This is a genomic window from Streptococcus sp. 29887, from assembly GCF_032595075.1.
Lineage (GTDB): Bacteria > Bacillota > Bacilli > Lactobacillales > Streptococcaceae > Streptococcus > Streptococcus iners.
In genome coordinates this window covers 1332059-1352604 of the sequence record NZ_CP118735.1, presented here as the reverse complement: position 1 = coordinate 1352604, position 20546 = coordinate 1332059, and the positions used below count along the sequence as shown (strand labels likewise).

The following is a 20546-nucleotide window of genomic DNA, read 5'->3' as shown; positions in this document are numbered from 1 at the left end:
TAGTATGTTATGGACCTATTATATGTTGGATTGACCCATCAAAATACACCGTTTAGTTTGTTGGAGAGGGCACACTTTTCCGACGAGGAAGTGGACCAGGCCTTACGGGCCCTCAACCAAGAGAAAAGTATTTTTGAAACGGTCATTGTATCGACCTGTAATCGAACAGAGCTGTATCTAGTGGTGGACCAGCTCCATACAGGACGCTATTATGCCAAACGATTTTTACTGAACTGGTTTCAGCTGGAAGCGAAAGAAGTAGAGCCCTGTCTGATTTTCAAAGAAGCCGATCAGGTATTGGAACACCTACTGAGAGTGTCCATTGGCCTGGAATCGAAGATTTTAGGAGAAACTCAAATTCTAGGTCAGTTGAAACGGGCCTTTGCCAGAGCTCAGACAGTTGGGACGACTGGAGTTATCTTAAACCAAGTCTTCAAGCAGGTCATGACCTTTGCCAAACGAATGCATGAAGAATACCGCATCAATGCTCGACCGATTTCCATAGGCTTAACAGCGGTGCAAATGCTAGAGCAGACGGATTTTGACTATTCTGGAAAAACGGTAGCGGTTATCGGCCTGGGTGAAATCGGCCAACTGGTGACCAAATACTTGCTGAAAAAACCTTTTGAACAAATCCGCTTGGTCAATCGGACAGTTTCAAAGGCCCAGTATTTTCTACAGGACCAACGTGTGCAGGCTTTTAGCTGGGACCAGCTAGAAGCAGCGGTTGCGGATGCGGATGTTGTATTCTCGGCTGTAAAAGTAGGTGGCTACATTCTCTTTCCAACTATGCTAAAAGAAAGTGTTATCGCCTTTGACCTTTGTCTACCTAGGACCGTTCATCCCACTGAACAGATGACCCTCTATACCATCGAGAATCTCAGCAATCAACTGGAAGTCTATCATGAAGAAAGAAGAGAAATTGCCAATCAGATTGTTTTGGAAATAGAGGATGAGTTGGTCAAATACCAAGAGTGGCAAGCTCAGCTGGGGATTGTTCCTCTCATTCGTGAATTGAGGGAAAAAGCCTTGCAGATTCATGCAACATCTTTAGAAAGTATCAATCGAAAGATACCTGATTTGACCGAAAGGGAACAGAAACAAATTTCCAAACACATGAAGGGAATTGTCAATCAGTTGATTCGAGAGCCCATTTTACAACTCAAGGAGATGTCTGTCGGGGAAAGGTCTGACTACGATATTGCCTTGGTCTGTAAACTTTTTGGCTTACAAGCAGACAGATTAGGAGAAGATTATGACAATAATTAGAGTGGGAACTCGGCAAAGTCAGCTAGCACTTACTCAGACCAATATGGTTGTAGATGCCCTTAAGACCTTACACCCCGATGTTGAGTTTGAACTGGTTCCTTATAAGACGACAGGTGACAAGCTGGTCCATGTCAGTCTTCAGAAAATCGGTGGAAAAGGTGTTTTTGTTAAAGATATTGAGAAGGCACTGGTGGAAAAAGAGATTGATATTGCAGTCCATAGCTTGAAAGATGTACCTGGACTACTAGCTGAGGGATGTGTGATTGGTGCCAGTCCTGAGCGTGAGGATGTGCGTGATTGTTTAATTTTCAAAGAAGCTGGTATGACCTTGGCTAGCTTGCCAGCTGGATCAGTAGTAGGAACTAGCAGTCTCCGCCGTCAAGTTCAGCTTGAGGCTGTTCGACCTGACCTGGTCTACAAGTCCTTGCGTGGAAATATCGATAGCCGTATCCAAAAGGTCCGAGACGGGCAGTACGATGCCATTGTCTTAGCAGTCGCGGGGATCAATCGGCTCGGCTGGACCAGCCAGGCTGACTTGGATATTGAATATTTGGACGAATCCATTTGTCTTCCTGCCATTGCTCAGGCAGCTCTGGGAATCGAATGCCGGGCGGATGACCAGCAAGTATTGGATATCTTATCTGGCATAAACCATCCTGAAACAGCCATCTGTGCAGGCATTGAGCGGGAATTTTTACGAGGAATGGGTGCCGATTGCACCTTCCCAATTGCTGCCTTGGCCAAGCAGGTTGGAGCTGACTATCAGTTAGAAGTCATGCTGGCAGACCGTGAGAAAAACTGCCACCGCATCAGACTCTCTGGTCCAGACGGTTTCCAGTTGGCCAAAGAGGCCGTGGAGGAACTCAATCAACTAGGGGTTGAGCCAGCAAGATGACAGCGACGATTGTAGTAACAAGAGATGGGGCTATAGATGTGGACCTGCAAGCAGTTTTGGAAAATGCTGGCTTCCAGCTAGTAATTGTTCCCCTGATAGCTTTTCAGGCCCATCCCCTACCTCAACAAGTCCAGCAGGAGTTGGAAAAGGCTGATTGGCTGTTCTGCACTAGTGCGACAGCTTTTGAGTACTTCCTGCCCTATCTTCCAACTTCCCTACAGATTGCCAGTATTGGCGAGCAGACCAGTCGTTCCATCAGGGAAGCAGGACGGTCAGTGACTTTTGAGTCCACTAGTCAGTATGGAAAAGATTTTGTAGAGGAGTGGCTGGCCCTTGGCTTAGAAAGGCAAACGATCTTGCTGCCTCAGAGTCATTTGGCCAATCCTCGCATCGCCGAGCGTTTGAGGCAAGAAGGGCATTCTGTGCTGGCTTGGGAGATGTATGACACGGTTGCCCATCAGGCAGGTCAGGCTCAGCTGGCTACTTATCTGAACATAGATAGGGTTATCTGGACCTTTGCTAGTCCATCTGCCTGGCACAGTTTTACAGAGGTAGTAAAAAGCCTGCCTACCAGCCATAAGATTGCAGTCATTGGAAGGACAACAGCTCAGGCAGTGATGGACTCTGGTTATGAGGTAGACCTAATGCCAGACAGGCCTTCTATCACTGCCATGCTAGAAACCATAATGGATAAGGAGAAACGATATGGTATTTTTTAGACACAGACGTCTGAGAAGGACAGAAGGGATTCGCGATTTAGTCAGGGAAACCCAACTACTGACCTCAGACTTGATTTATCCTATTTTTGTGAAAGAAGGTCTTGAAGACAAGCAGGAAGTAGCTTCCATGCCAGGAGTCTATCAATTCCCCTTGCATCAGTTAGTAGACGAAGTAGCAGAAGTAGAAAAATTAGGGCTAAAGAGTATCATTCTATTTGGCATTCCTAAGGAAAAAGATGAGATTGGTAGCCAGGCCTCTTATGAAACAGGCATTGTTCAGGAAGCGATTCGCCTAATCAAAGAACACTTCCCTCAGCTTGTCGTGATCGCAGATACCTGCTTGTGTGAATTTACCAGTCATGGACATTGTGGTTTGTTAAAAGGTCAGGAGGTTGACAATGATACTTCCTTGACACGCTTGGCAGAAGTTGCTATTAGTCAAGCCAGAGCTGGTGTGGATATCATTGCTCCCTCCAACGCCATGGATGGCTATGTTGAGGCTATTCGTCATGGACTGGATCAGGCAGGTTTTGAAGATATTCCCATCATGTCCTACGCCATTAAGTTTGCCTCTAGCTTTTACGGACCGTTTCGCGATGCTGGTGAGAGTGCTCCAAAGTTCGGCAATCGGAAGACCTACCAAATGGATCCAGCCAATCGTTTAGAAGCATTGAGAGAGGCACTGAGCGATGAGAAAGAAGGTGCTGACTTTCTCATGGTCAAGCCAGGCCTAGCCTTCTTGGATATTCTGCGGGAGTTACGGCAGGAAACAAAACTTCCCTTAGTTGCCTATAATGTCAGCGGAGAATATGCCATGATTAAAGCTGCAGCTCAAAATGGCTGGATTGATGAGAAGGCGGTTGTTCTTGAAACCTTGACAGGATTTAAGCGGGCAGGTGCAGACTTGATTATCACCTACTTTGCCAAAGACGTAGCCTACTATTTGAAAGAGGAAGGATAAGATGATGCAGACTCAACAATCTAAGTTCGAATTCGAACAAGCCCAAGCCGTTTTTCCAGGCGGAGTCAATAGTCCTGTCAGAGCCTTTAAGGCAGTTGAAGGAAATCCAGTATTTATCGATAGGGCCAAGGGTGCCTATCTCTATGATGTGGATGGCAATCGCTATATCGACTATGTCCTGTCCTGGGGACCAATGATTCTCGGTCATGCAGAAGATAGGGTTATTGAAGCGGTCAAGTCAGCCGTGGAATGCGGCACCAGTTTTGGAGCACCAAGTCCCTTGGAAACTCGTTTGGGCCAGCACCTGCAGGAGCGAATTCCTTATTTGGAACGGCTGAGAATGGTCAGTTCGGGGACGGAAGCTACCATGAGTGCTATTCGCTTGGCACGGGGAGTAACACAGAGGGATAAAATCGTTAAATTTGTTGGCTGTTACCATGGTCACAGTGATTCCTTCCTCGTTCAAGCCGGGTCTGGGGTTGCCACCTTTGGCTTGCCAAATTCCCCTGGCGTGACAGAAGCAACTGCTCAAGATACTATTACGCTACCTTATAATGATAAGGCCAGCCTTCAGGCCTGTTTTGAAGAAATGGGTTCAGACATCGCCTGTGTCATTATCGAAGCTGTGGCGGGAAATATGGGGCTGATTCAGGCGGACCATGACTTTATCCATGTTATTCGAGAGCTCACCAGTCAATACGGTGCCTTGTTTATCATCGACGAAGTGATGACAGGTTTTAGGGCTAGTTATACTGGAGCTACGGGCTTGTACGGTGTGGAGCCAGACTTGTTGTGCTTTGGTAAGGTTGTTGGTGGAGGTTTCCCAATGGCACTCTTTGGAGGTAAGAAGAAGTACATGGACTATATCGCTCCCATGGGAGCAGTCTATCAGGCAGGTACCTTGTCAGGAAATCCCATCGCTATGACAGCTGGCTATGAAACCTTGGTGTCCTTGACACCAGAAATCTTCAAGGACATGGAAGAACGAACTAGTCAGCTTTGCCAAGGCTTGAAAGAGTTAGCTGTCAAGTATCAGATTCCCTTACAGGTCGTACAAGTTGGTACCATGTTTGGATTTTTCTTTAACGAGCGACCTGTTCGGAATTTTGAAGATTCCAAAGCCAGCGACCAGGAAGTCTTTGCTCGTGTCCATGCAGGCTTACTCAAACAGGGGATTTACCTAGCACCTTCCCAGTATGAATCAAATTTCATGTCCGCAGCTCATACCAAGGAAGATATTGATCAGACCTTGCAGGCCTTTGATACTGTTTTTGGAGAAATATATGGGTAAAATTGTCTTGGTAACTGGAGGAGCTCGAAGTGGCAAATCGCAGTTCACTGAAGAGCAAATCTGGGAGAAAGAACGTGTTTGTTATATAGCGACAGGAATGAGTTCAGGCACCGACAGTGAATGGCAGGAGCGAGTCCGACTTCACCAAGAACGCCGGCCAGCCTCTTGGACAACCCATGAGCAGTTTGCTGATCTTGGATCCTGGTTGAAAGACCAAAACTACGATTATTACTTGCTGGACTGTGCCACCATGTTGACCACCAATCTCCTCTTTCAGCTGGTTGAAACCTATTTCCCTGAGAAAATAGCCCTAGAGGGTGATAACTTTCTCAGTAAGGAAGAACAGGCTTTTATCAGCCAACAAATCCATGCTCAATGGCAGGACATCATAAGTGCTCAGCGGTTGACAGATGGTCAGCTCTATATTGTTACCAACGAAATTGGACTGGGCATCGTTCCAGATACCAAGTTGGGACGGTATTTCCGCGATCTGCTTGGACAGGTAAATCAGTTTTTAGCGAAGGAGGCGAGTGAGGTTTATCTGGTGATTTGTGGCCTTGCTCAACGCTTAAAATGATAGATGCACTGATTATTTACACACAATTTTTTAGTCGGATTCCCATCAACAAGGAAGTGGACATTGCCCATATCCAGAAAGGAGTTCCCTACCTGACCCTATTTGGTCTCTTGCTAGGGAGTATTACAGGACTGTTTTATTTTCTAGCTCAGCTAGTTTTACCAGGGATAGTCGCGTGGTGCCTCAGTTTTCTCTTTGATGTCTTACTGACAGGTGGGTTTCACTTAGATGGCTTGGCAGATACTGCAGATGGACTTTTTTCCTCACGAAAAAAGGAGAGAATGCTGGAAATCATGAAGGATAGTCGTATCGGTAGCAATGGTGTCCTGGCCTTGATTCTTTACTATGCTCTGATGCTGGTGGCCTATCCTTATCTTCCTGAGCCGACCTGGTTTATAGTGGCAGCCTTGGCGATGATTGGGAAGGTTGGACTAGCTCTGCAACTTTACCACATGCGCTATGCACGGGCTGAAGGTGGTACGGGCAATTTTTTCTCAGGCACGACAAGTGGTCAAATTTTCCTCTCTCAGCTCTTGCCACTAGCCAGCTTGGTTTATGTCTTTAGTTATAAAGGTTTGCTTGCCTACGGCCTTGTCTTGCTCGGTTCACAGGTCTATCGGCGGTTTGTCTACCAAAAAATTGACGGCCATACAGGTGACACCTTAGGAGCCTTTGTCGAAGTGGCTCAACTCCTATTTATTATTGGGTTAATCATATGAAAATCTACCTCATGCGTCACGGTGAAACCGATTTGAATAAAAAACGATGTTTTTATGGAAGCTTGGATGTTTCCATCAATCAAAGAGGAAAAGAACAGGCTCTAGTCTTGGAAAATCAGATGCGAGATATTCCTATTGACAGGGTCTATGTCAGCTCTTTAAGACGTAGCCAGGAAACAGCCCAGCTTGTCTTTCCTATACATCATCCAATCCCCTTAAAGAACATGGATGAAAAAGGTTTTGGACTGTGGGAAGGCCTGACTGCCGATCAGATTCAGGAACAATTTCCGCTGGAATGGGAGGCCTGGTTAGCAGCACCATTTACCTACAGACCACCGGAAGCGGAAGCCTTTAGAGACTTTCAAGACCGGGTTTGGACTGAAACGGACAGATTGGTCAAAGTACATCCAGGTCAATCACTGGCCCTTGTTGCTCACTTGGGTGTTTTAAGGTTGATTTATCAACGTTTGGTAGATCCATCGGCCCTATTTTGGGATATTGATTTCCCCCAAGGAACTATGACAGTGGTAGAAAAAGAAGGAACAGATGTTACTGCATATCTTTTAGGAAAAGAGGTTGTAGATGATAAAAACAATTCATGATTCTGTACAGCTGACGGATCAGCTGTACACTAGAAATCGAGTGGTGTTGGCTCCCATGACTCTGAGTGTTTGTCAACCGGGAGGCTATGTATCGCAAGATGATATTGACTTTTATTCTCGTCGTGCTGGCCAAGTGGGCATGGTCATTACTGGCAGTGCCTATGTGCATACGCAAGGGCAGGCATTCAGAGATAGTTTCAGCGTAGCAGAAGATGACAAAATAGAAGGTCTGGCTCGCCTGGCTCAAGCCATCAAGGACCAAGGGGCTTTAGCAGTCTTACAAATCTATCATGGAGGCCGCATGGTTCCCCCAGTTTTGATTGAAGGAAAACCAGTAGCTCCTAGTGCTATTATTGGCTCTCATGGTAATGTGGTAGAACCTCGTTCGCTTAAGCATTTGGAAGTAGATGAGATATTACAGGCTTTTCTTGATGCAACTCGAAGGGCCATAAAAGCAGGTTTTGATGGAGTGGAGTTACATGGGGCCAATACTTACTTAATCCAGCAATTCCTTTCTCCCCATTCCAATCGACGACAGGATAAGTGGGGAGGCAGTCTGAATAACCGTATGCGGTTTGCCAAGACCTTGGTTAAGCAGGTGAAAAAACTAGTCAAGGAAGAAGCAGATAGACCATTTTTGGTTGGATACCGTTTTTCCCCAGAAGAGATTGAAGACCCAGGGATTGAATTATGGGATAGTTTACAGCTGATAGAGCAGCTGATTGCAATGGGGGTAGACTATCTTCATCTCTCATTAAGTCATGTTTTCCGACCTTCCCTACGAAATCCTGATGCACCAGAACCGATCATTCACTCCGTCATAAAAAAAATCAATGGACGAGTGCCCCTGATTGCAGTTGGTGGGATTCAGACCTGTCAAGATGTGGAAGAGATTCTAGCAGAAGACATCCCACTCTTCTCTGTTGGTAAGGCCATGTTACTAGATCCCGACTGGCCAATCAAGGTTTCTCAAGGACGGGAGTATGACATCATTACCCGCTATCGAGATGAACTGCAAGAAGAGTTGAAACTCCCGACAGCATTTGTCAATTCCTTGCGGGATTATTTAGAGGGAAAATAGTGATGTTTAAGAATGAGGTATCATGTGTGATGGAAATGCTGAACAGTAGATACCTATTCTTACAATAAAGGAGTAAAAGGTGAAAAAAACATTTGAGACACGTAAGCTATATTTTGGCTTTCCGGTATTCTTTTTGGGTTACAAAGATGATATTCATGGATACAATATAACAACCTCAAGTTCTGCTTATTCTTTGGGCAGTATGATGGTGATTGGCATGAGGACAAAGGGAAATGCAGTGACTGAAATCAGCAAACATGGTCACTTTACTGTCAATATTCCAAGAGAAGAGCTGATTGAGGAAGTGGAACTTGCTGGTTTTAATAGCCGTAAAGATAAATTTTCCTTAACTGGTTTGACTTACACAGTTGGTGAAACAGTCGATGCTCCTTTGGTAAATGAATGCCCAATTTCTATTGAGTGCGAAGTTGTTGAACTGGTAGAATGTGGTAAGTTGACCAACATTATCGGAAAAGTAACGCGCAGAGTAGTAGAAGAAGACTTGCTTGATGAACATGGTGATTTTAAGGGCAGTGAATTTTCACCTATCAGCTATATCGGTGATGGTTCAGGTCGACACTATCGTTACTATAATGAAAAATCCTTACGAATGGGAACTCTGATCAAAAAACGAAGAGAAGCGGAAGGGAAGTCGGATTAGAAAAAATAAACCACCTTTGAAAAATCAAGGGTGGTTTGTAGTTTATGTTAAGAAAGCATTTATACATCTTTGTATAGTCTGTTAAGCATCATTGATTAACTGTGGCTTTCCCGATTATCGGCCCTGCTCCGTTGCAGTAAGGTAGTTTTTCTACCTTTAGAAAATGAAAGGTACTTCACGTAGAGCCAATAATGGAAAATACCGCAGTAGATGCGCTATCCAAACTGACATCACACCTTACATCGAGGCGTGAGATCTACTAAAATTTGAAACCAAAGACCTGACTTAAAGCAAAGCTTATCACAGTGGCGGGACCGCGTTGGATTTGCACCAAACTTCCATGTTTTCAAAAGTACTAAAATCAATTCCTAGCATCATCATTATAACCTATCTTCGCCAGTTTGACAACTAATTTGTATCAAAATGATGGAAATTGAGAAGCTCTCTCCATCCATAACTCGCTTTGCTATAGGAGAGCATTTTGTCATTCATCAAGGCAGATTTTGATGGAAATATAAAAAAGAAGATGAATGCTGGGTAGCTTGAAAACTAGTCATAGATAGAAGTACTGAACGAGGGGCACAGGTTCATAGGTAGTCATTTAGGTAAGGGTGCAAGGAGCAAAAAAAGTTAATAAAAATATCAAGAAAAATCATTATTTCTGTTGATATGTTAATGGCTTTATGTTATAATTTTTTCGTGGTACAAAGGCGTACTAATCAATAAGCAATGTAGCTATATGAAACGACTATGACTTAATGGAGAGTTCTAGTCTGGTTTTCATATGGCTTATTTTTATGGAAAAGTTACATAGAAAGGAGAAGAAATGTACAAGATTTTCTATAAAACAGAATTGTGCATAGGTGAGGGTGCTCTAGAACAGCTAAGAAGTTATAAGAATGAGCACATCTTGGTTGTTGCAGATCCCTTCCTAAAACAAACTGGTCAGTTGGACAGTGTATTAAGTTATCTGGATTCAAGCAATCAGTGTCATGTTTTTGATGATATTGTACCAGATCCACCGATTGAAACCATAATTGCTGGTATTCAGTCCGTGGGTGGTCAACAAATCAGTATCATCCTTGCGATTGGCGGTGGTTCAGCTCTTGATGCAGCCAAGGCAATTTACTACTTTGGTAAAAAAATGGCTGTGTTTACAGATGTGACTTTAATTGCTATCCCAACAACCAGCGGTACTGGTTCGGAAGTGACGGAATTTGCCGTCATTACTGACAGGCAAAAAGAAATCAAGTATCCTTTGGTTTCAAGAGAAATACTACCCGATGTAGCCATTTTAGATTCCTGTTTAGTATCATCTCTACCAGGAAACATTACAGCAGATACGGGGATGGATGTCCTGACCCATGCTATTGAAGCCTATGTTTCGACCAAGGCAACAGATTTTTCAGATGCTCTAGCAGAAAAAGCCATTAAATTAGTTTTCGAATACCTACCTAAAGCCTACAAAAACGGAAACGATTCAGTGGCTCGTGAAAAAATGCATGTTGCGTCAACTCTGGCAGGCATGGCCTTCAATACAGCATCCTTGGGGATCAACCATGGCTTAGCCCATGCTACAGGAGCAAAATTCCATATCCCTCATGGACGAGTAAACAGTATTCTAATGCCATATGTCATCCAGTATAATGCCAATATCAGTGCTCGTGGCCTAGGTGACGGTGATAGAGCAACAGCTATCCGATACCAAGAAATTGCAAAACTGATTGGTTGCAGTGCTACAAGTCCTGTTTTGGGTGTTCGACAGCTGATTGACGCTGTGAAAAAATTGCAACGAAAACTGGATTTGCCGATGACCTTACGGGAGTATGGTGTGTCTGTTAGTGATTTTAATCAGTACAAGGAAGAAATTGCAGCAGCAGCGGTAGTAGACAAGTGTACGGCGACAAATCCACGACAACCGAGCACGGAAGAAGCTTTGGTAGTTTTGGAAAATGCTTTCTAGATTTATGTTGATAATTACCCTACTTCGTGTTATAATATACTAACTAGGACGTTATCGGAACTTCTACTTTGAAAGAAGGTGGACGAACTGGAAGAAAAACAGAGAATGATACAAGAGTATGTTCCAGGGAAGCAGATAACCTTGGCCCATCTCATTGCGAATCCTGATGAAGTCATCTATGAAAAACTAGGATTGCTAGTCGATAAAAAAGGAGCCATTGGCATACTGACAATTACTCCGAGCGAAGCTTCTATCATTGCAGTGGATCTTGCGACCAAAGCAGCGGATGTACAGATAGGTTTTGTCGATCGATTTAGTGGCTCTGTTGTTATGACAGGAGATGTTTCTTCTGTGGAGGCAGCCCTAGTAGCTGTGTTACAAGGCTTGGAGGAGATTCTTCATTTTTCAAGTACAGTTGTAACACGGACATAAGTTGTCAGAAGAGGTGGGTATGAAAGGTAGAATACTAATAGCAGACAATGATCCAATGGTTAGACGTGATGTCAGACAAATATTGGAAAAGGCTGATTTTGAAGTTGTTGCAGAGGCTAGCGACGGTTTCGAGGCAATTGAATTAAGTCAAAAATACCGTTCGGATTTAGTTGTGATGTCTATCCAGCTACCTCTATTAGATGGTTTGACAGCCTGTAAAAAAATATTGGATGATAATCTGGCCTATAGTGTTCTCTTGTTAACTACCCAAAGTGATGAACAGTATATCGAGAAAGCCAAAAGATATGGTGTTAGTGGTTACTTAGTAAAACCTCTTGATGCTAAATCATTGATTCCTATGGTGGAAGTATGTATTGCAAGAGGTAGACAATTTCAGCACTTGACCAGTGAAATGGCTAAATTGACGAAGAAAATCAATGACCGTATCATCATTGAAAAAGCAAAAGGCTTATTGATGTCCCGTGATCATCTATCAGAATCAGCAGCCTTTAAGCATATTCGAACCATCAGTATGCAAAAGCGAGTTCCCATGGTGGAAATTGCTAAATTGTTGGTTATGCATGATGAGTTTTAATAATAGATATACAATACAGTGAACCAAGTCCTGTGATAGTAAGCAGTATTACAGGATGCTAATCGAATAGAAGAGGCTGACAATGATGTAAGCCTAAAAGCAATGACGCTTGAAGAGTGATAATAGACGAGTTCTATTAGCATTTCTTTAAGTGTCTTTTTTTGGAGGTAAGGTGATGTCCGATAAGATTTTAAGTGTTGGCATTGATATTGGTACTGCTACTACCCAACTGGTGTTATCTGAATTGACTGTGGAGAATATTGCCTCCGTTTTCACTATTCCACGTGTCTATATAACAGATAAGAAGGTTCTATATAGGAGTGAAATTATCTTTACTCCCATCTTTGAAAATCTTTTGATAGATGTTGAGTCTATAAAAGAATTTGTCCGCTTGGAATACCAAAAAGCAGGTATTTCTAAAGATATGATTCAGATGGGGGCTGTCATCATAACGGGTGAAACAGCTAGAAAGGATAATGCTAGTCAAGTCTTAGAGGCTTTGAGTGGCTATGCTGGTGATTTTGTTGTTGCTACTGCCGGTCCAGACTTAGAGAGTATTATCTCTGGAAAGGGAGCTGGTAGCTATCAGTACTCTCAGGAACATCACACTTCTGTAGCAAATATTGATATTGGTGGTGGAACATCCAATATCTCTGTTTACCGAGAGGGTGATTTGATTGATACAGCGTGCTTTGATATTGGTGGCAGGCTTGTAAAAATTGAACCTAATAGTCACAAAATTACCTATATTGCTCCAAAACTTCAAGAAATTATTAGCCAAGAAAAATTACAATTGGCAGTAGGGGCTCAACTTAATGGTCCAGATTTAAAACGCTTAATAGATATTTTGGCATCTGTACTGGAGCAAAGTTTGGGTCTAGATACAAATAGTCCATACTATGAGTTACTTCAGACTAATCATGGTTTGAAACTAGATTATCCTGTCAAGTGTGTTTCGTTCTCGGGAGGAGTAGCTGATGCTATTTTCCAAGCAGATCCTTCTGTTAGTGATTTTCACTATGGTGATATAGGGATACTACTTGGAAAAGCGCTAGCACAATCGAAAATATTTTCAGACAAGCAGGTAATTGAGTCAGTTGAAACCATTAGGGCTACAGTAGTTGGTGCTGGTAGTCATACGACAGAGGTAAGTGGGAGCACGATTACCTACATTTCGAAAATTTTGCCAATCAAGAATATCCCAGTTTTAAAATTATCTAGTCAAGATGAGATGGGGTCAAAGCAAATGCTGGCAGAGGCCATTAAGGAAAAAAGCCGATGGTTCATGCTTGAAAATGAAGTTCAGGAATTAGCGCTGGCCTTAGATGGTATCAAAAGCCCAAGTTTTGTCAGGGTACAAGAATATGCTCAGGCTATTCTGGAAGGGATGAAAGATAGTATTGACCGAGGAATTCCTTTGTTGGTTGTTGTCAAGGAAGACATGGCAAAGGTACTTGGTCAAAGCTTGTTTGCATTGTTGCCTAAAGATTATCCCTTTGTTTGTATCGATTCAGTTGATGTGCAAAATGGAGATTACATTGATATTGGCAATCCGCTAATCGAAGGGTCGGTTTTACCAGTCGTTGTAAAAACCCTTGTATTTAGTTAAGTAGTCAATATCAAAAGGAGGATAAATTTAATGATATTAAAAACGAAGTTATTTGGTCGAGTCTATGAATTTCATTCTGTTAAAGAAGTCTTGGCCAAGGCTAATGAATTCAAATCAGGAGATCATTTGGCTGGCGTTGCTGCAGAGTCTGCAGAAGAACGTGTAGCAGCTAAGGTTGTTTTGGCTCAGCTCAAACTTTCTGATTTGTTTAATAACCCAGTTGTTCCTTATGAAGAGGATGAAGTAACGCGCATTATCATTGACGATGTTAATCTTCGGACCTATGAAAAAATCAAAAACTGGACGGTTGAAGAACTGCGTGAGTGGATTCTTGATAATAAAACAACAAATATTGATATTCAATGGTTGTCACGTGGTTTAACTTCAGAAATGGTTGCTGCAGTAGCTAAGCTCATGACCAACTTAGACTTGATTGTAGCAGCGCAAAAGATTGTCATTACTAAGACTGCAAATACTACCATTGGTGTTCCAGGTACCTTCTCATCTCGCTTGCAGCCTAACCACACGACGGATGATCCTGATGGAATCATGGCTTCAACCATGGAAGGCTTTGCTTATGGATGTGGAGATGCCTTGCTTGGTTTGAACCCAGTTGATGATTCAGTAGAAAGTACCAAACGGATTTTGCATAAGTTCAATGACTTTATTGAAGAATATAAAATTCCAACTCAGCATTGCGTGCTGGCCCATGTAACGACACAGATTGAGGCCATGAATCAGGGAGCTCCGACAGGATTGGTCTTCCAGTCTATTGCTGGATCTGAGAAAGGAAATACAGCATTTGGTTTTGATGCTAAAATCATCCAAGAGGCTCGTGACACAGCCTTGAAAGTAGGTACAGCAGCAGGTCCAAACGTTATGTACTTTGAAACAGGTCAGGGATCAGAATTGTCCTCAGATGCCCATCATGGAGCTGACCAAGTAACTATGGAAGCACGTTGTTATGGTTTTGCAAAACGTTTCGATCCATTCCTTGTTAATACTGTAGTTGGTTTCATTGGTCCAGAGTACCTCTACGATTCCAAACAAGTTATCCGTGCAGGTTTGGAAGACCACTTCATGGGTAAATTGACAGGTATTTCAATGGGATGTGATATCTGTTACACCAACCACATGAAAGCTGATCAAAACGATGCTGAAAACCTACTTGTTCTCCTCGGTGCTGCAGGTGTCAACTATATCATGGCTATTCCACATGGTGATGACATCATGTTGAACTACCAAACAACTGGCTATCATGAAACCGCTACCATGCGTGACTTGTTAGGCAAGCGTCCAATCAAAGAATTTGAAATTTGGATGGAAAATATGGGCTTGATGAAAGATGGTCATCTGACTGAAATTGGTGGTGATGGCTCTGTCTTTATGAAGTCAAAAATATAGGAGGAAGTTACTGTGAATGAACTAGAATTAAAAGAAATGATTCGTTCCATTTTGAATGAAATAACTGAAACGCCAGTTGTACCAGAAAAAATGGACACGCCTTCCTCTTCACATCAACCGAAGCAAGAAGATAGCCAAATTGAAGATGGAATCATTCCTGATATTACCGAGGTGGATATTCAGAAACAATTCCTTATTCCAAACGCGATCAATGAAGAGGCTTATCGCAAGATTAAACAATTTACGCCAGCTCGTTTAGGTTTGTGGAGAGCAGGAAATCGCTATAAAACACAAACAATTCTGCGCTTTAGAGCAGACCATGCTGCAGCTCAAGATGCAGTATTCTCCTATGTATCAGAAGATTTTGTCAAAGAGATGGGCTTTATTCCTGTCCATACCAAGGCTTCTTCTAAGGACGAATACCTAACTCGACCTGATTTGGGAAGAATTTTCCCAGAAGATCAGCAGGAAATTATCAAAAACAGCTGTAAGAAGAATGCCAAAGTTCAAATTGTTGTCGGTGATGGATTGAGCTCGTCAGCCATTGAAGCAAACGTAAGAGATTTCCTTCCAGCTTTGAAGCAAGGTTTGAAAATGTTTGGTCTAGAATTCGACGAAGTACTCTTTATCAAACACTCTCGTGTTGGAGCTATGGATCACATTGCAGAATTGACAGGTGCAGAAGTTGTTTGTATCTTGATTGGCGAACGTCCAGGATTGGTAACAGCAGAATCTATGAGTGCCTACTTGGCCTATAGACCAACGATGGGGATGCCCGAATCACGTCGGACTGTTGTATCCAATATTCACAAAGGTGGAACTCCTGCGGTAGAGGCAGGGGCATATGTTGCGGAAATCATTAAAAAGATTTTGGACAATAAAAAATCAGGTGTTGATTTGAAATAAAAAGGAGGTCCTATTGTGATAAACGAACGTTTGGGAGCATCTGTTCTTAGTGCTCTACTTATTTCCAATGTTGATGCCAGTCTGGCTGCTTCTTTGGAGTTAAAACCTCATCATCGAAGTTTGGGAATTATTACTTCAGATTGTGATGATGTAACCTATGTTGCACTGGATGAAGCAACCAAGTCTGCAGATGTTGAAGTGGTTTACGCTAGAAGTATGTACGCGGGTGCTGGGAATGCATCAACTAAATTGGCTGGTGAAGTCATTGGTATCTTAGCAGGTCCAACTCCCGAAGAAGTTCGGAGTGGCTTGGATGTTGCCATTTATGAAATTGAAAATGGCGCAAGCTTCTATAGTGCTAATGATGACAATACTATCCCATATTTTGCCCATTGTGTTTCCCGTGCAGGTTCTTATCTTTCCCAAGGTGCAAATGCAGATGAAGGAACCGCCATTGCCTACTTGATTGCACCGCCAGCCGAAGCCATGGTTGGTCTAGATGCGGCTCTAAAAGCTTCCGATGTAACCATTGGTGCCTTCTATGGTCCACCAAGTGAAACAAACTTTGCTGGAGGTCTTCTCGTAGGTTCGCAATCAGCTTGTAGAGCTGCCTGTGATGCCTTTGCTAGAACAGTCATCTCTATTGCAAGCAACCCGAAGAATTATTAAAGGGGGATTAGATGGCTAAAAGAGCACTAGGACTAATTGAAGTAAAAGGGTATCTAGGTGCTGTTGTAGCTGCCGACCTAGCTGTAAAAGCAGCCAATGTCTCCATTATCAATATTGAGAAAATCAAATCTGGTTTGAATACCGTACATATTACAGGAGATGTTGGCGCTGTAAAAGCAGCAGTAGCTGCTGCAGTCGCAGAACTCGAAAATAAATCTTTTTATCGTGGTAGCCATGTCATTGCTAGCATGGATGAGCAGACTGAAAAATTGATTAGGGCTGAGAAGAAACTCAAAAAAGAAGAGCCTCTTCCAGTCGAAGAGCGAGCTATTGCCGTAGAGCAAGCTGTGCCTCTCGCACAATCGAAGGAAGAGGTTGCTGTTTCTGCAAATCTTGTAGCTAGCCCTGAGCCATCAGAAAGGACAGAGCTAGTTAATGAAGAAGCTACTGAAACAACGGAAGTAGCGGAAATGCCTACAAGCATAGAAGAGGAAGCGGTCGAAACACCTTTTGTTCCTAAGTTTTCACAAACAGAGCTGGAAAAATTAAAAGTTGTCAAACTCAGAAGCATTGCCTACCGTGAAAAAGATATTCAATTAAGCAAAAAAGAAATAAAATTTGCTAACAAGCGTCAGCTTGTCCAAGCCTTGATGGAACTCTCTAGAAAGGAGTAATACTGAATGTACTTAGAAGATAAGGATTTAGTATCAATACAGGAAGTTCGCAACCTTGTTCGCCAAGCAAAAAATGCTCAACGTGAACTAGCGCAGATGTCCCAAGAACAGATTGATACGATTGTCAAAGTCGTTGCAAAAGCTTGTTACGATGAGCGTGAACGACTGGCTAAGATGGCTGTTGAAGAAACTGGATTTGGTCGCTGGCAGGATAAAGTTATCAAAAATACAGTGGCTTCAAAGGTGCTTCTGGAGCATATCAAGAATATGAGGACTGTAGGTATCTTGCGCGAAGATACAGAGAAAAAGATTATCGAAGTTGGTGTACCAGTTGGTGTGATTGCTGGTCTGATTCCTTCGACAAACCCGACCTCTACTGTCATGTATAAAGCCCTCATCTCCTTGAAGGCTGGAAACAGTATTGTATTTTCTCCACACCCAAGCGCCTTGAAGTGTATTGTTGAAACAGTGGAAATTATTAAACGCGCTGCTAAAACAGCTGGCTGTCCAGATGGAGCCATCAGTGTTATCGAAAAGACTTCCATTGCAGCAACTAATGAGCTCATGCGCCACAAAGATACAAATCTTATTTTGGCAACGGGTGGTACAGCTATGGTAAAAGCAGCTTATTCATCTGGAACTCCTGCGATTGGTGTAGGACCTGGTAATGGACCAGCCTTTATCGAACGGAGTGCGGATATTCCAACAGCTGTTCGTCATATTATTGAGTCTAAAACCTTTGATAATGGTGTGATTTGTGCCTCTGAGCAATCTGTCATTGTTGAAGAGGACATGAAAGATATTGTTATCGCAGAATTTAAAAAGCAAGGTGCTTACTTCTTACCACCTGCTGATGCTAAAAAATTGGGAGAGTTTATCATTCTTCCAAGCGGTGCAATGAACCCGAAAATGGTTGGTAAGACACCACAAATCGTTGCTGAACGAGCAGGTATCTCGGTACCAGCAGACGCAAGGGTCTTGATTGCAGAAGAAACACGAGTTGGAAAAGATGCACCATATTCAATGGAAAAACTAGCTCCAATTCTTGGTTTCTATACTGTTAAAACCTGGGAAGAGGCTTGTGATTTAAGTATTAAAATTCTGCATCATGAAGGGGTTGGACATACCCTGTCCATCCACTCTAAGAATGATGAGATTATTCGTGAGTTCGCCCTGAAAAAACCAGTTTCCCGTCTATTAGTCAACACCCCTGCAGCTCTTGGTGGTGTTGGTGGCACAACAGGTTTGTTCCCAGCCTTCACCTTAGGATGTGGAGCAGTCGGAGGAAGTGCAACATCTGATAACGTTAGTCCACACAACCTTTACAATATCCGTCGAGTTGCTTACGGAACATCTGAATACACAGATTTCTTAAAAGCAGAAAATTTGATGGATAGTTATAAGGGAACAGTTGCGGAAGCAACAAGGGAAACGCTCTCATCTTCAAGTCTTAAAGAAGATGAACTGGTTGAACTACTTGTAAAACAAGTATTAGCTAAATTAAGTCAATAAAAAATAATTTTTGGAGGTCATAACAATGGCAAGTGCAAACGCATTAGGAATGGTAGAAACACGCGGCTTGGTTGGTGCAATCGAGGCAGCAGATGCAATGGTCAAAGCAGCAAACGTTACCCTTGTTGGTAAAGAACAAGTTGGTGGCGGCTTGGTGACTGTATTGGTACGTGGAGATGTTGGCGCTGTTAAAGCTGCAACAGATGCAGGTGCAGCGGCAGCAGAAAATGTAGGTGAGTTGGTATCTGTACACGTCATCCCACGTCCACATTCAGAAGTAGAAGTTATTTTACCACAAGCTAAAAAAGAAGAAGAATAAAAAATCGGAGGACATAACAATGGCAAGTGCAAACGCATTAGGAATGGTAGAAACACGCGGCTTGGTTGGCGCAATCGAGGCAGCAGATGCAATGGTCAAAGCAGCAAACGTTACCCTTGTTGGTAAAGAACAAGTTGGTGGCGGCTTGGTGACTGTATTGGTACGTGGAGATGTTGGCGCTGTTAAAGCTGCAACAGATGCAGGTGCAGCGGCAGCAGAAAACGTAGGCGAATTAGTATCTGTACACGTCATCCCACGTCCACATTCAGAAGTAGAAGTCATTTTACCAAAATAGCGAGTAAGTGTACTGGCTACCTAGATGTGTAAAAGGATTTGGGTAGCCAGTTGATTAAAAATCGTTAAAGGATGTGAGTGTATGTCGGTTTTTACAGAAGTAAAGATTAGAAAGCTACTCAAGGAGCTTTCTATTGCTGACGGAGGAGTTTTCCAGTTAGGTGAACATGAAAAACTGACTCCATCAGCAAGAAGTTACTTGAATGACCATCATATTCGAGTGGTCCAAACGCGTTCCAATAATCAGCAACTTACGACATCTCCACAAGCGATACATCAAAAAGTAACTACTTTAGAAGATTCAGCAATCTATCCACTATTATTTCGTCTAACGACACTGTATCCACATTTTCTTAAAAGTAAACGTGAACTCTATCTTTCATTCGAACAATCAAAATTTGAGAAAGTCAGCAAAGTATTGACAACGATTGAAAGTATGGTATCTGGTCAGATACTGGATGAACTTCACGATTATGATGACCTACTACCGTCGGTGACAGAACTGGATGAATATAGTCAGCAAAGGGAACTGGATTTTAAAAAGCTTTCCTTAACCTGTGCTGTAACGAACTGGAAACTAGCTCTGTACGAAACTTACATAGCCTTAGCTACGCTTGAACAGGAGCTATCGCTGATAGGTTCTCGAGAAAATGATGTATATTTGGCTAAGCTAACTCATTTATTGCATTCTACTCAGATTTTCCTATGGATGACAATGGATGAGTGAAAGGTAAGGTGTGATTAGAATGGAAATAAAAGAGCTAATTGATAAGATTGCTACAAGAGTTCAGGATGAATTAGAAGGAAGTTTTGAAATTGAGGCGAGTGGACGCCATATCCACCTTTCTCAAGAAGATTTAGAAACCTTATTTGGAAAAGATTATTCTCTAACCAAAGCCAAAGATTTATCCCAACCTGGACAATTTGCTTGTAAAGAACGTTTGACAATTTTAGGTCCAAAAGGTTCCTTCCAAAATGTGGTGATACTCGGTCCTGTTCGTGGTGCGACACAAGTTGAAGTATCGTTGACAGATTGCTTGAAGCTAGGTGTCAATGCTCCTATTCGTGAGAGCGGACAGATTGAGGATACTCCAGGGATTGTCTTGATAAATGGAAGTAAGGTAGTATCTCTGGATAAGGGATTGATTGTTGCTAAACGTCATATTCATATGACACCAGAAGATGCCGCGAAAGCAAATGTAGTGAATAAGGAAATTGTGCAAGTAAAAGTAGGTGGAGAACGAGGACTAATTTTTGATGATGTAGTCATTCGAGTTCACCCTAAGTTTGCGACCTTTATGCACATTGACTATGATGAAGCCAATGCTTGCGGATTTAAAAAAGGAATGCGTGGTCGCATTATAAAAAAAGGATAGAGATGGGGTAGAAAGGGT

Annotated in this window: 23 protein-coding genes and 1 riboswitch; all 23 genes read left to right on the top strand. The window is 42.7% G+C overall.

Going from position 1 to position 20546, the window contains the following annotated elements:
* The first annotated feature begins 9 nt into the window (after nt 1-9).
* The 23 genes from hemA (at nt 10) to eutD (ending at nt 20528) form a co-directional block, all read left to right on the top strand.
* Nucleotides 10-1269, top strand: coding sequence for a glutamyl-tRNA reductase (gene hemA, locus PW252_RS06670; RefSeq protein WP_248050884.1), 1260 nt, complete (start codon nt 10-12; stop codon nt 1267-1269).
* Nucleotides 1256-2164 carry a hydroxymethylbilane synthase gene (hemC, locus tag PW252_RS06665; RefSeq protein WP_248050882.1) on the top strand — a complete coding sequence of 303 codons (909 nt, stop codon included), beginning with the start codon at nt 1256-1258 and terminating at the stop codon, nt 2162-2164. Before hemA ends, hemC begins: the two co-directional genes overlap by 14 nt.
* Complete coding sequence (locus tag PW252_RS06660; RefSeq protein WP_248050879.1) at nt 2161-2883, top strand: uroporphyrinogen-III synthase; 723 nt, start codon at nt 2161-2163, stop codon at nt 2881-2883. Before hemC ends, PW252_RS06660 begins: the two co-directional genes overlap by 4 nt.
* Nucleotides 2870-3844, top strand: a complete 975-nt coding sequence (gene hemB, locus PW252_RS06655; protein ID WP_248050877.1) for a porphobilinogen synthase — start codon at nt 2870-2872, stop codon at nt 3842-3844. The genes PW252_RS06660 and hemB overlap by 14 nt, the downstream gene beginning before the upstream one ends.
* 4 nt (nt 3845-3848) lie before the next feature.
* On the top strand, nt 3849-5135 hold the full coding sequence (hemL, locus tag PW252_RS06650; protein WP_248050955.1) for a glutamate-1-semialdehyde 2,1-aminomutase: 1287 nt from the start codon (nt 3849-3851) through the stop codon (nt 5133-5135).
* Complete coding sequence (gene cobU, locus PW252_RS06645; RefSeq protein WP_248050875.1) at nt 5128-5712, top strand: bifunctional adenosylcobinamide kinase/adenosylcobinamide-phosphate guanylyltransferase; 585 nt, start codon at nt 5128-5130, stop codon at nt 5710-5712. Before hemL ends, cobU begins: the two co-directional genes overlap by 8 nt.
* Nucleotides 5709-6431: an adenosylcobinamide-GDP ribazoletransferase gene (gene cobS / locus PW252_RS06640; RefSeq protein WP_248050873.1), complete on the top strand. Its 723-nt coding sequence runs from the start codon at nt 5709-5711 to the stop codon at nt 6429-6431. Before cobU ends, cobS begins: the two co-directional genes overlap by 4 nt.
* Nucleotides 6428-7033, top strand: coding sequence for a histidine phosphatase family protein (locus PW252_RS06635; RefSeq protein WP_248050870.1), 606 nt, complete (start codon nt 6428-6430; stop codon nt 7031-7033). The genes cobS and PW252_RS06635 overlap by 4 nt, the downstream gene beginning before the upstream one ends.
* Nucleotides 7014-8114 (top strand): NADH-dependent flavin oxidoreductase, encoded by a 1101-nt coding sequence (locus tag PW252_RS06630; RefSeq protein ID WP_248050867.1) that lies wholly within the window; start codon nt 7014-7016, stop codon nt 8112-8114. The genes PW252_RS06635 and PW252_RS06630 overlap by 20 nt, the downstream gene beginning before the upstream one ends.
* Nucleotides 8115-8193: 79 nt before the next feature.
* On the top strand, nt 8194-8775 hold the full coding sequence (locus PW252_RS06625) for a flavin reductase family protein (RefSeq protein WP_105209130.1): 582 nt from the start codon (nt 8194-8196) through the stop codon (nt 8773-8775).
* Between the two features lie 222 nt (nt 8776-8997).
* A riboswitch (adenosylcobalamin (AdoCbl) riboswitch) is annotated at nt 8998-9142 on the bottom strand.
* Nucleotides 9143-9601: 459 nt separating this feature from the next.
* On the top strand, nt 9602-10738 hold the full coding sequence (locus tag PW252_RS06620; RefSeq protein ID WP_248050864.1) for a 1-propanol dehydrogenase PduQ: 1137 nt from the start codon (nt 9602-9604) through the stop codon (nt 10736-10738).
* Nucleotides 10739-10825: 87 nt separating this feature from the next.
* The gene (eutS, locus tag PW252_RS06615; RefSeq protein ID WP_024380898.1) at nt 10826-11170 is read left to right on the top strand and encodes an ethanolamine utilization microcompartment protein EutS; all 345 of its coding nucleotides are present in this window, start codon (nt 10826-10828) and stop codon (nt 11168-11170) included.
* Between the two features lie 19 nt (nt 11171-11189).
* Nucleotides 11190-11765 carry an ANTAR domain-containing response regulator gene (locus PW252_RS06610; protein ID WP_248050862.1) on the top strand — a complete coding sequence of 192 codons (576 nt, stop codon included), beginning with the start codon at nt 11190-11192 and terminating at the stop codon, nt 11763-11765.
* Nucleotides 11766-11940: 175 nt separating this feature from the next.
* The gene (eutA, locus tag PW252_RS06605) at nt 11941-13374 is read left to right on the top strand and encodes an ethanolamine ammonia-lyase reactivating factor EutA (RefSeq protein WP_248050859.1); all 1434 of its coding nucleotides are present in this window, start codon (nt 11941-11943) and stop codon (nt 13372-13374) included.
* 30 nt (nt 13375-13404) lie between these two features.
* Nucleotides 13405-14778: an ethanolamine ammonia-lyase subunit EutB gene (locus PW252_RS06600; protein WP_024380895.1), complete on the top strand. Its 1374-nt coding sequence runs from the start codon at nt 13405-13407 to the stop codon at nt 14776-14778.
* 12 nt (nt 14779-14790) lie between these two features.
* Nucleotides 14791-15684, top strand: coding sequence for an ethanolamine ammonia-lyase subunit EutC (gene eutC / locus PW252_RS06595; protein ID WP_248050856.1), 894 nt, complete (start codon nt 14791-14793; stop codon nt 15682-15684).
* A gap of 15 nt (nt 15685-15699) precedes the next feature.
* On the top strand, nt 15700-16353 hold the full coding sequence (eutL, locus tag PW252_RS06590; RefSeq protein WP_024380893.1) for an ethanolamine utilization microcompartment protein EutL: 654 nt from the start codon (nt 15700-15702) through the stop codon (nt 16351-16353).
* An 11-nt stretch (nt 16354-16364) separates the two neighbouring features.
* Nucleotides 16365-17027 carry a BMC domain-containing protein gene (locus tag PW252_RS06585; RefSeq protein WP_316716646.1) on the top strand — a complete coding sequence of 221 codons (663 nt, stop codon included), beginning with the start codon at nt 16365-16367 and terminating at the stop codon, nt 17025-17027.
* Nucleotides 17028-17033: 6 nt separating this feature from the next.
* Entirely contained in the window at nt 17034-18539 is a 1506-nt protein-coding gene (locus tag PW252_RS06580; RefSeq protein WP_248050854.1) for an acetaldehyde dehydrogenase (acetylating), read from the top strand.
* A gap of 25 nt (nt 18540-18564) precedes the next feature.
* Nucleotides 18565-18858, top strand: a complete 294-nt coding sequence (gene eutM, locus PW252_RS06575; RefSeq protein WP_024380890.1) for an ethanolamine utilization microcompartment protein EutM — start codon at nt 18565-18567, stop codon at nt 18856-18858.
* A 19-nt stretch (nt 18859-18877) separates the two neighbouring features.
* On the top strand, nt 18878-19153 hold the full coding sequence (gene pduA, locus PW252_RS06570; RefSeq protein ID WP_105209125.1) for a propanediol utilization microcompartment protein PduA: 276 nt from the start codon (nt 18878-18880) through the stop codon (nt 19151-19153).
* 81 nt (nt 19154-19234) lie between these two features.
* Nucleotides 19235-19879, top strand: a complete 645-nt coding sequence (locus PW252_RS06565; protein ID WP_248050853.1) for a hypothetical protein — start codon at nt 19235-19237, stop codon at nt 19877-19879.
* Nucleotides 19880-19898: 19 nt separating this feature from the next.
* Nucleotides 19899-20528, top strand: a complete 630-nt coding sequence (gene eutD / locus PW252_RS06560; RefSeq protein WP_248050852.1) for an ethanolamine utilization phosphate acetyltransferase EutD — start codon at nt 19899-19901, stop codon at nt 20526-20528.
* The last annotated feature ends 18 nt before the right edge of the window (nt 20529-20546 follow it).

What these genes read in the sequence shown, in the direction of transcription:
- cobU (WP_248050875.1), top strand. Translation starts at nt 5,128, where the DNA reads ATGGGTAAAATTGTCTTGGTAACTGGAGGAGCTCGAAGTGGCAAATCG.
- PW252_RS06635 (WP_248050870.1), top strand. Translation starts at nt 6,428, where the DNA reads ATGAAAATCTACCTCATGCGTCACGGTGAAACCGATTTGAATAAAAAA.
- cobS (WP_248050873.1), top strand. Translation starts at nt 5,709, where the DNA reads ATGATAGATGCACTGATTATTTACACACAATTTTTTAGTCGGATTCCC.
- PW252_RS06580 (WP_248050854.1), top strand. Translation starts at nt 17,034, where the DNA reads ATGTACTTAGAAGATAAGGATTTAGTATCAATACAGGAAGTTCGCAAC.
- PW252_RS06660 (WP_248050879.1), top strand. Translation starts at nt 2,161, where the DNA reads ATGACAGCGACGATTGTAGTAACAAGAGATGGGGCTATAGATGTGGAC.
- hemC (WP_248050882.1), top strand. Translation starts at nt 1,256, where the DNA reads ATGACAATAATTAGAGTGGGAACTCGGCAAAGTCAGCTAGCACTTACT.
- PW252_RS06620 (WP_248050864.1), top strand. Translation starts at nt 9,602, where the DNA reads ATGTACAAGATTTTCTATAAAACAGAATTGTGCATAGGTGAGGGTGCT.
- PW252_RS06585 (WP_316716646.1), top strand. Translation starts at nt 16,365, where the DNA reads ATGGCTAAAAGAGCACTAGGACTAATTGAAGTAAAAGGGTATCTAGGT.
- eutA (WP_248050859.1), top strand. Translation starts at nt 11,941, where the DNA reads ATGTCCGATAAGATTTTAAGTGTTGGCATTGATATTGGTACTGCTACT.
- PW252_RS06630 (WP_248050867.1), top strand. Translation starts at nt 7,014, where the DNA reads ATGATAAAAACAATTCATGATTCTGTACAGCTGACGGATCAGCTGTAC.
- PW252_RS06610 (WP_248050862.1), top strand. Translation starts at nt 11,190, where the DNA reads ATGAAAGGTAGAATACTAATAGCAGACAATGATCCAATGGTTAGACGT.
- eutM (WP_024380890.1), top strand. Translation starts at nt 18,565, where the DNA reads ATGGCAAGTGCAAACGCATTAGGAATGGTAGAAACACGCGGCTTGGTT.
- eutD (WP_248050852.1), top strand. Translation starts at nt 19,899, where the DNA reads ATGGAAATAAAAGAGCTAATTGATAAGATTGCTACAAGAGTTCAGGAT.
- hemL (WP_248050955.1), top strand. Translation starts at nt 3,849, where the DNA reads ATGCAGACTCAACAATCTAAGTTCGAATTCGAACAAGCCCAAGCCGTT.
- PW252_RS06565 (WP_248050853.1), top strand. Translation starts at nt 19,235, where the DNA reads ATGTCGGTTTTTACAGAAGTAAAGATTAGAAAGCTACTCAAGGAGCTT.
- hemB (WP_248050877.1), top strand. Translation starts at nt 2,870, where the DNA reads ATGGTATTTTTTAGACACAGACGTCTGAGAAGGACAGAAGGGATTCGC.
- pduA (WP_105209125.1), top strand. Translation starts at nt 18,878, where the DNA reads ATGGCAAGTGCAAACGCATTAGGAATGGTAGAAACACGCGGCTTGGTT.
- hemA (WP_248050884.1), top strand. Translation starts at nt 10, where the DNA reads ATGGACCTATTATATGTTGGATTGACCCATCAAAATACACCGTTTAGT.
- PW252_RS06600 (WP_024380895.1), top strand. Translation starts at nt 13,405, where the DNA reads ATGATATTAAAAACGAAGTTATTTGGTCGAGTCTATGAATTTCATTCT.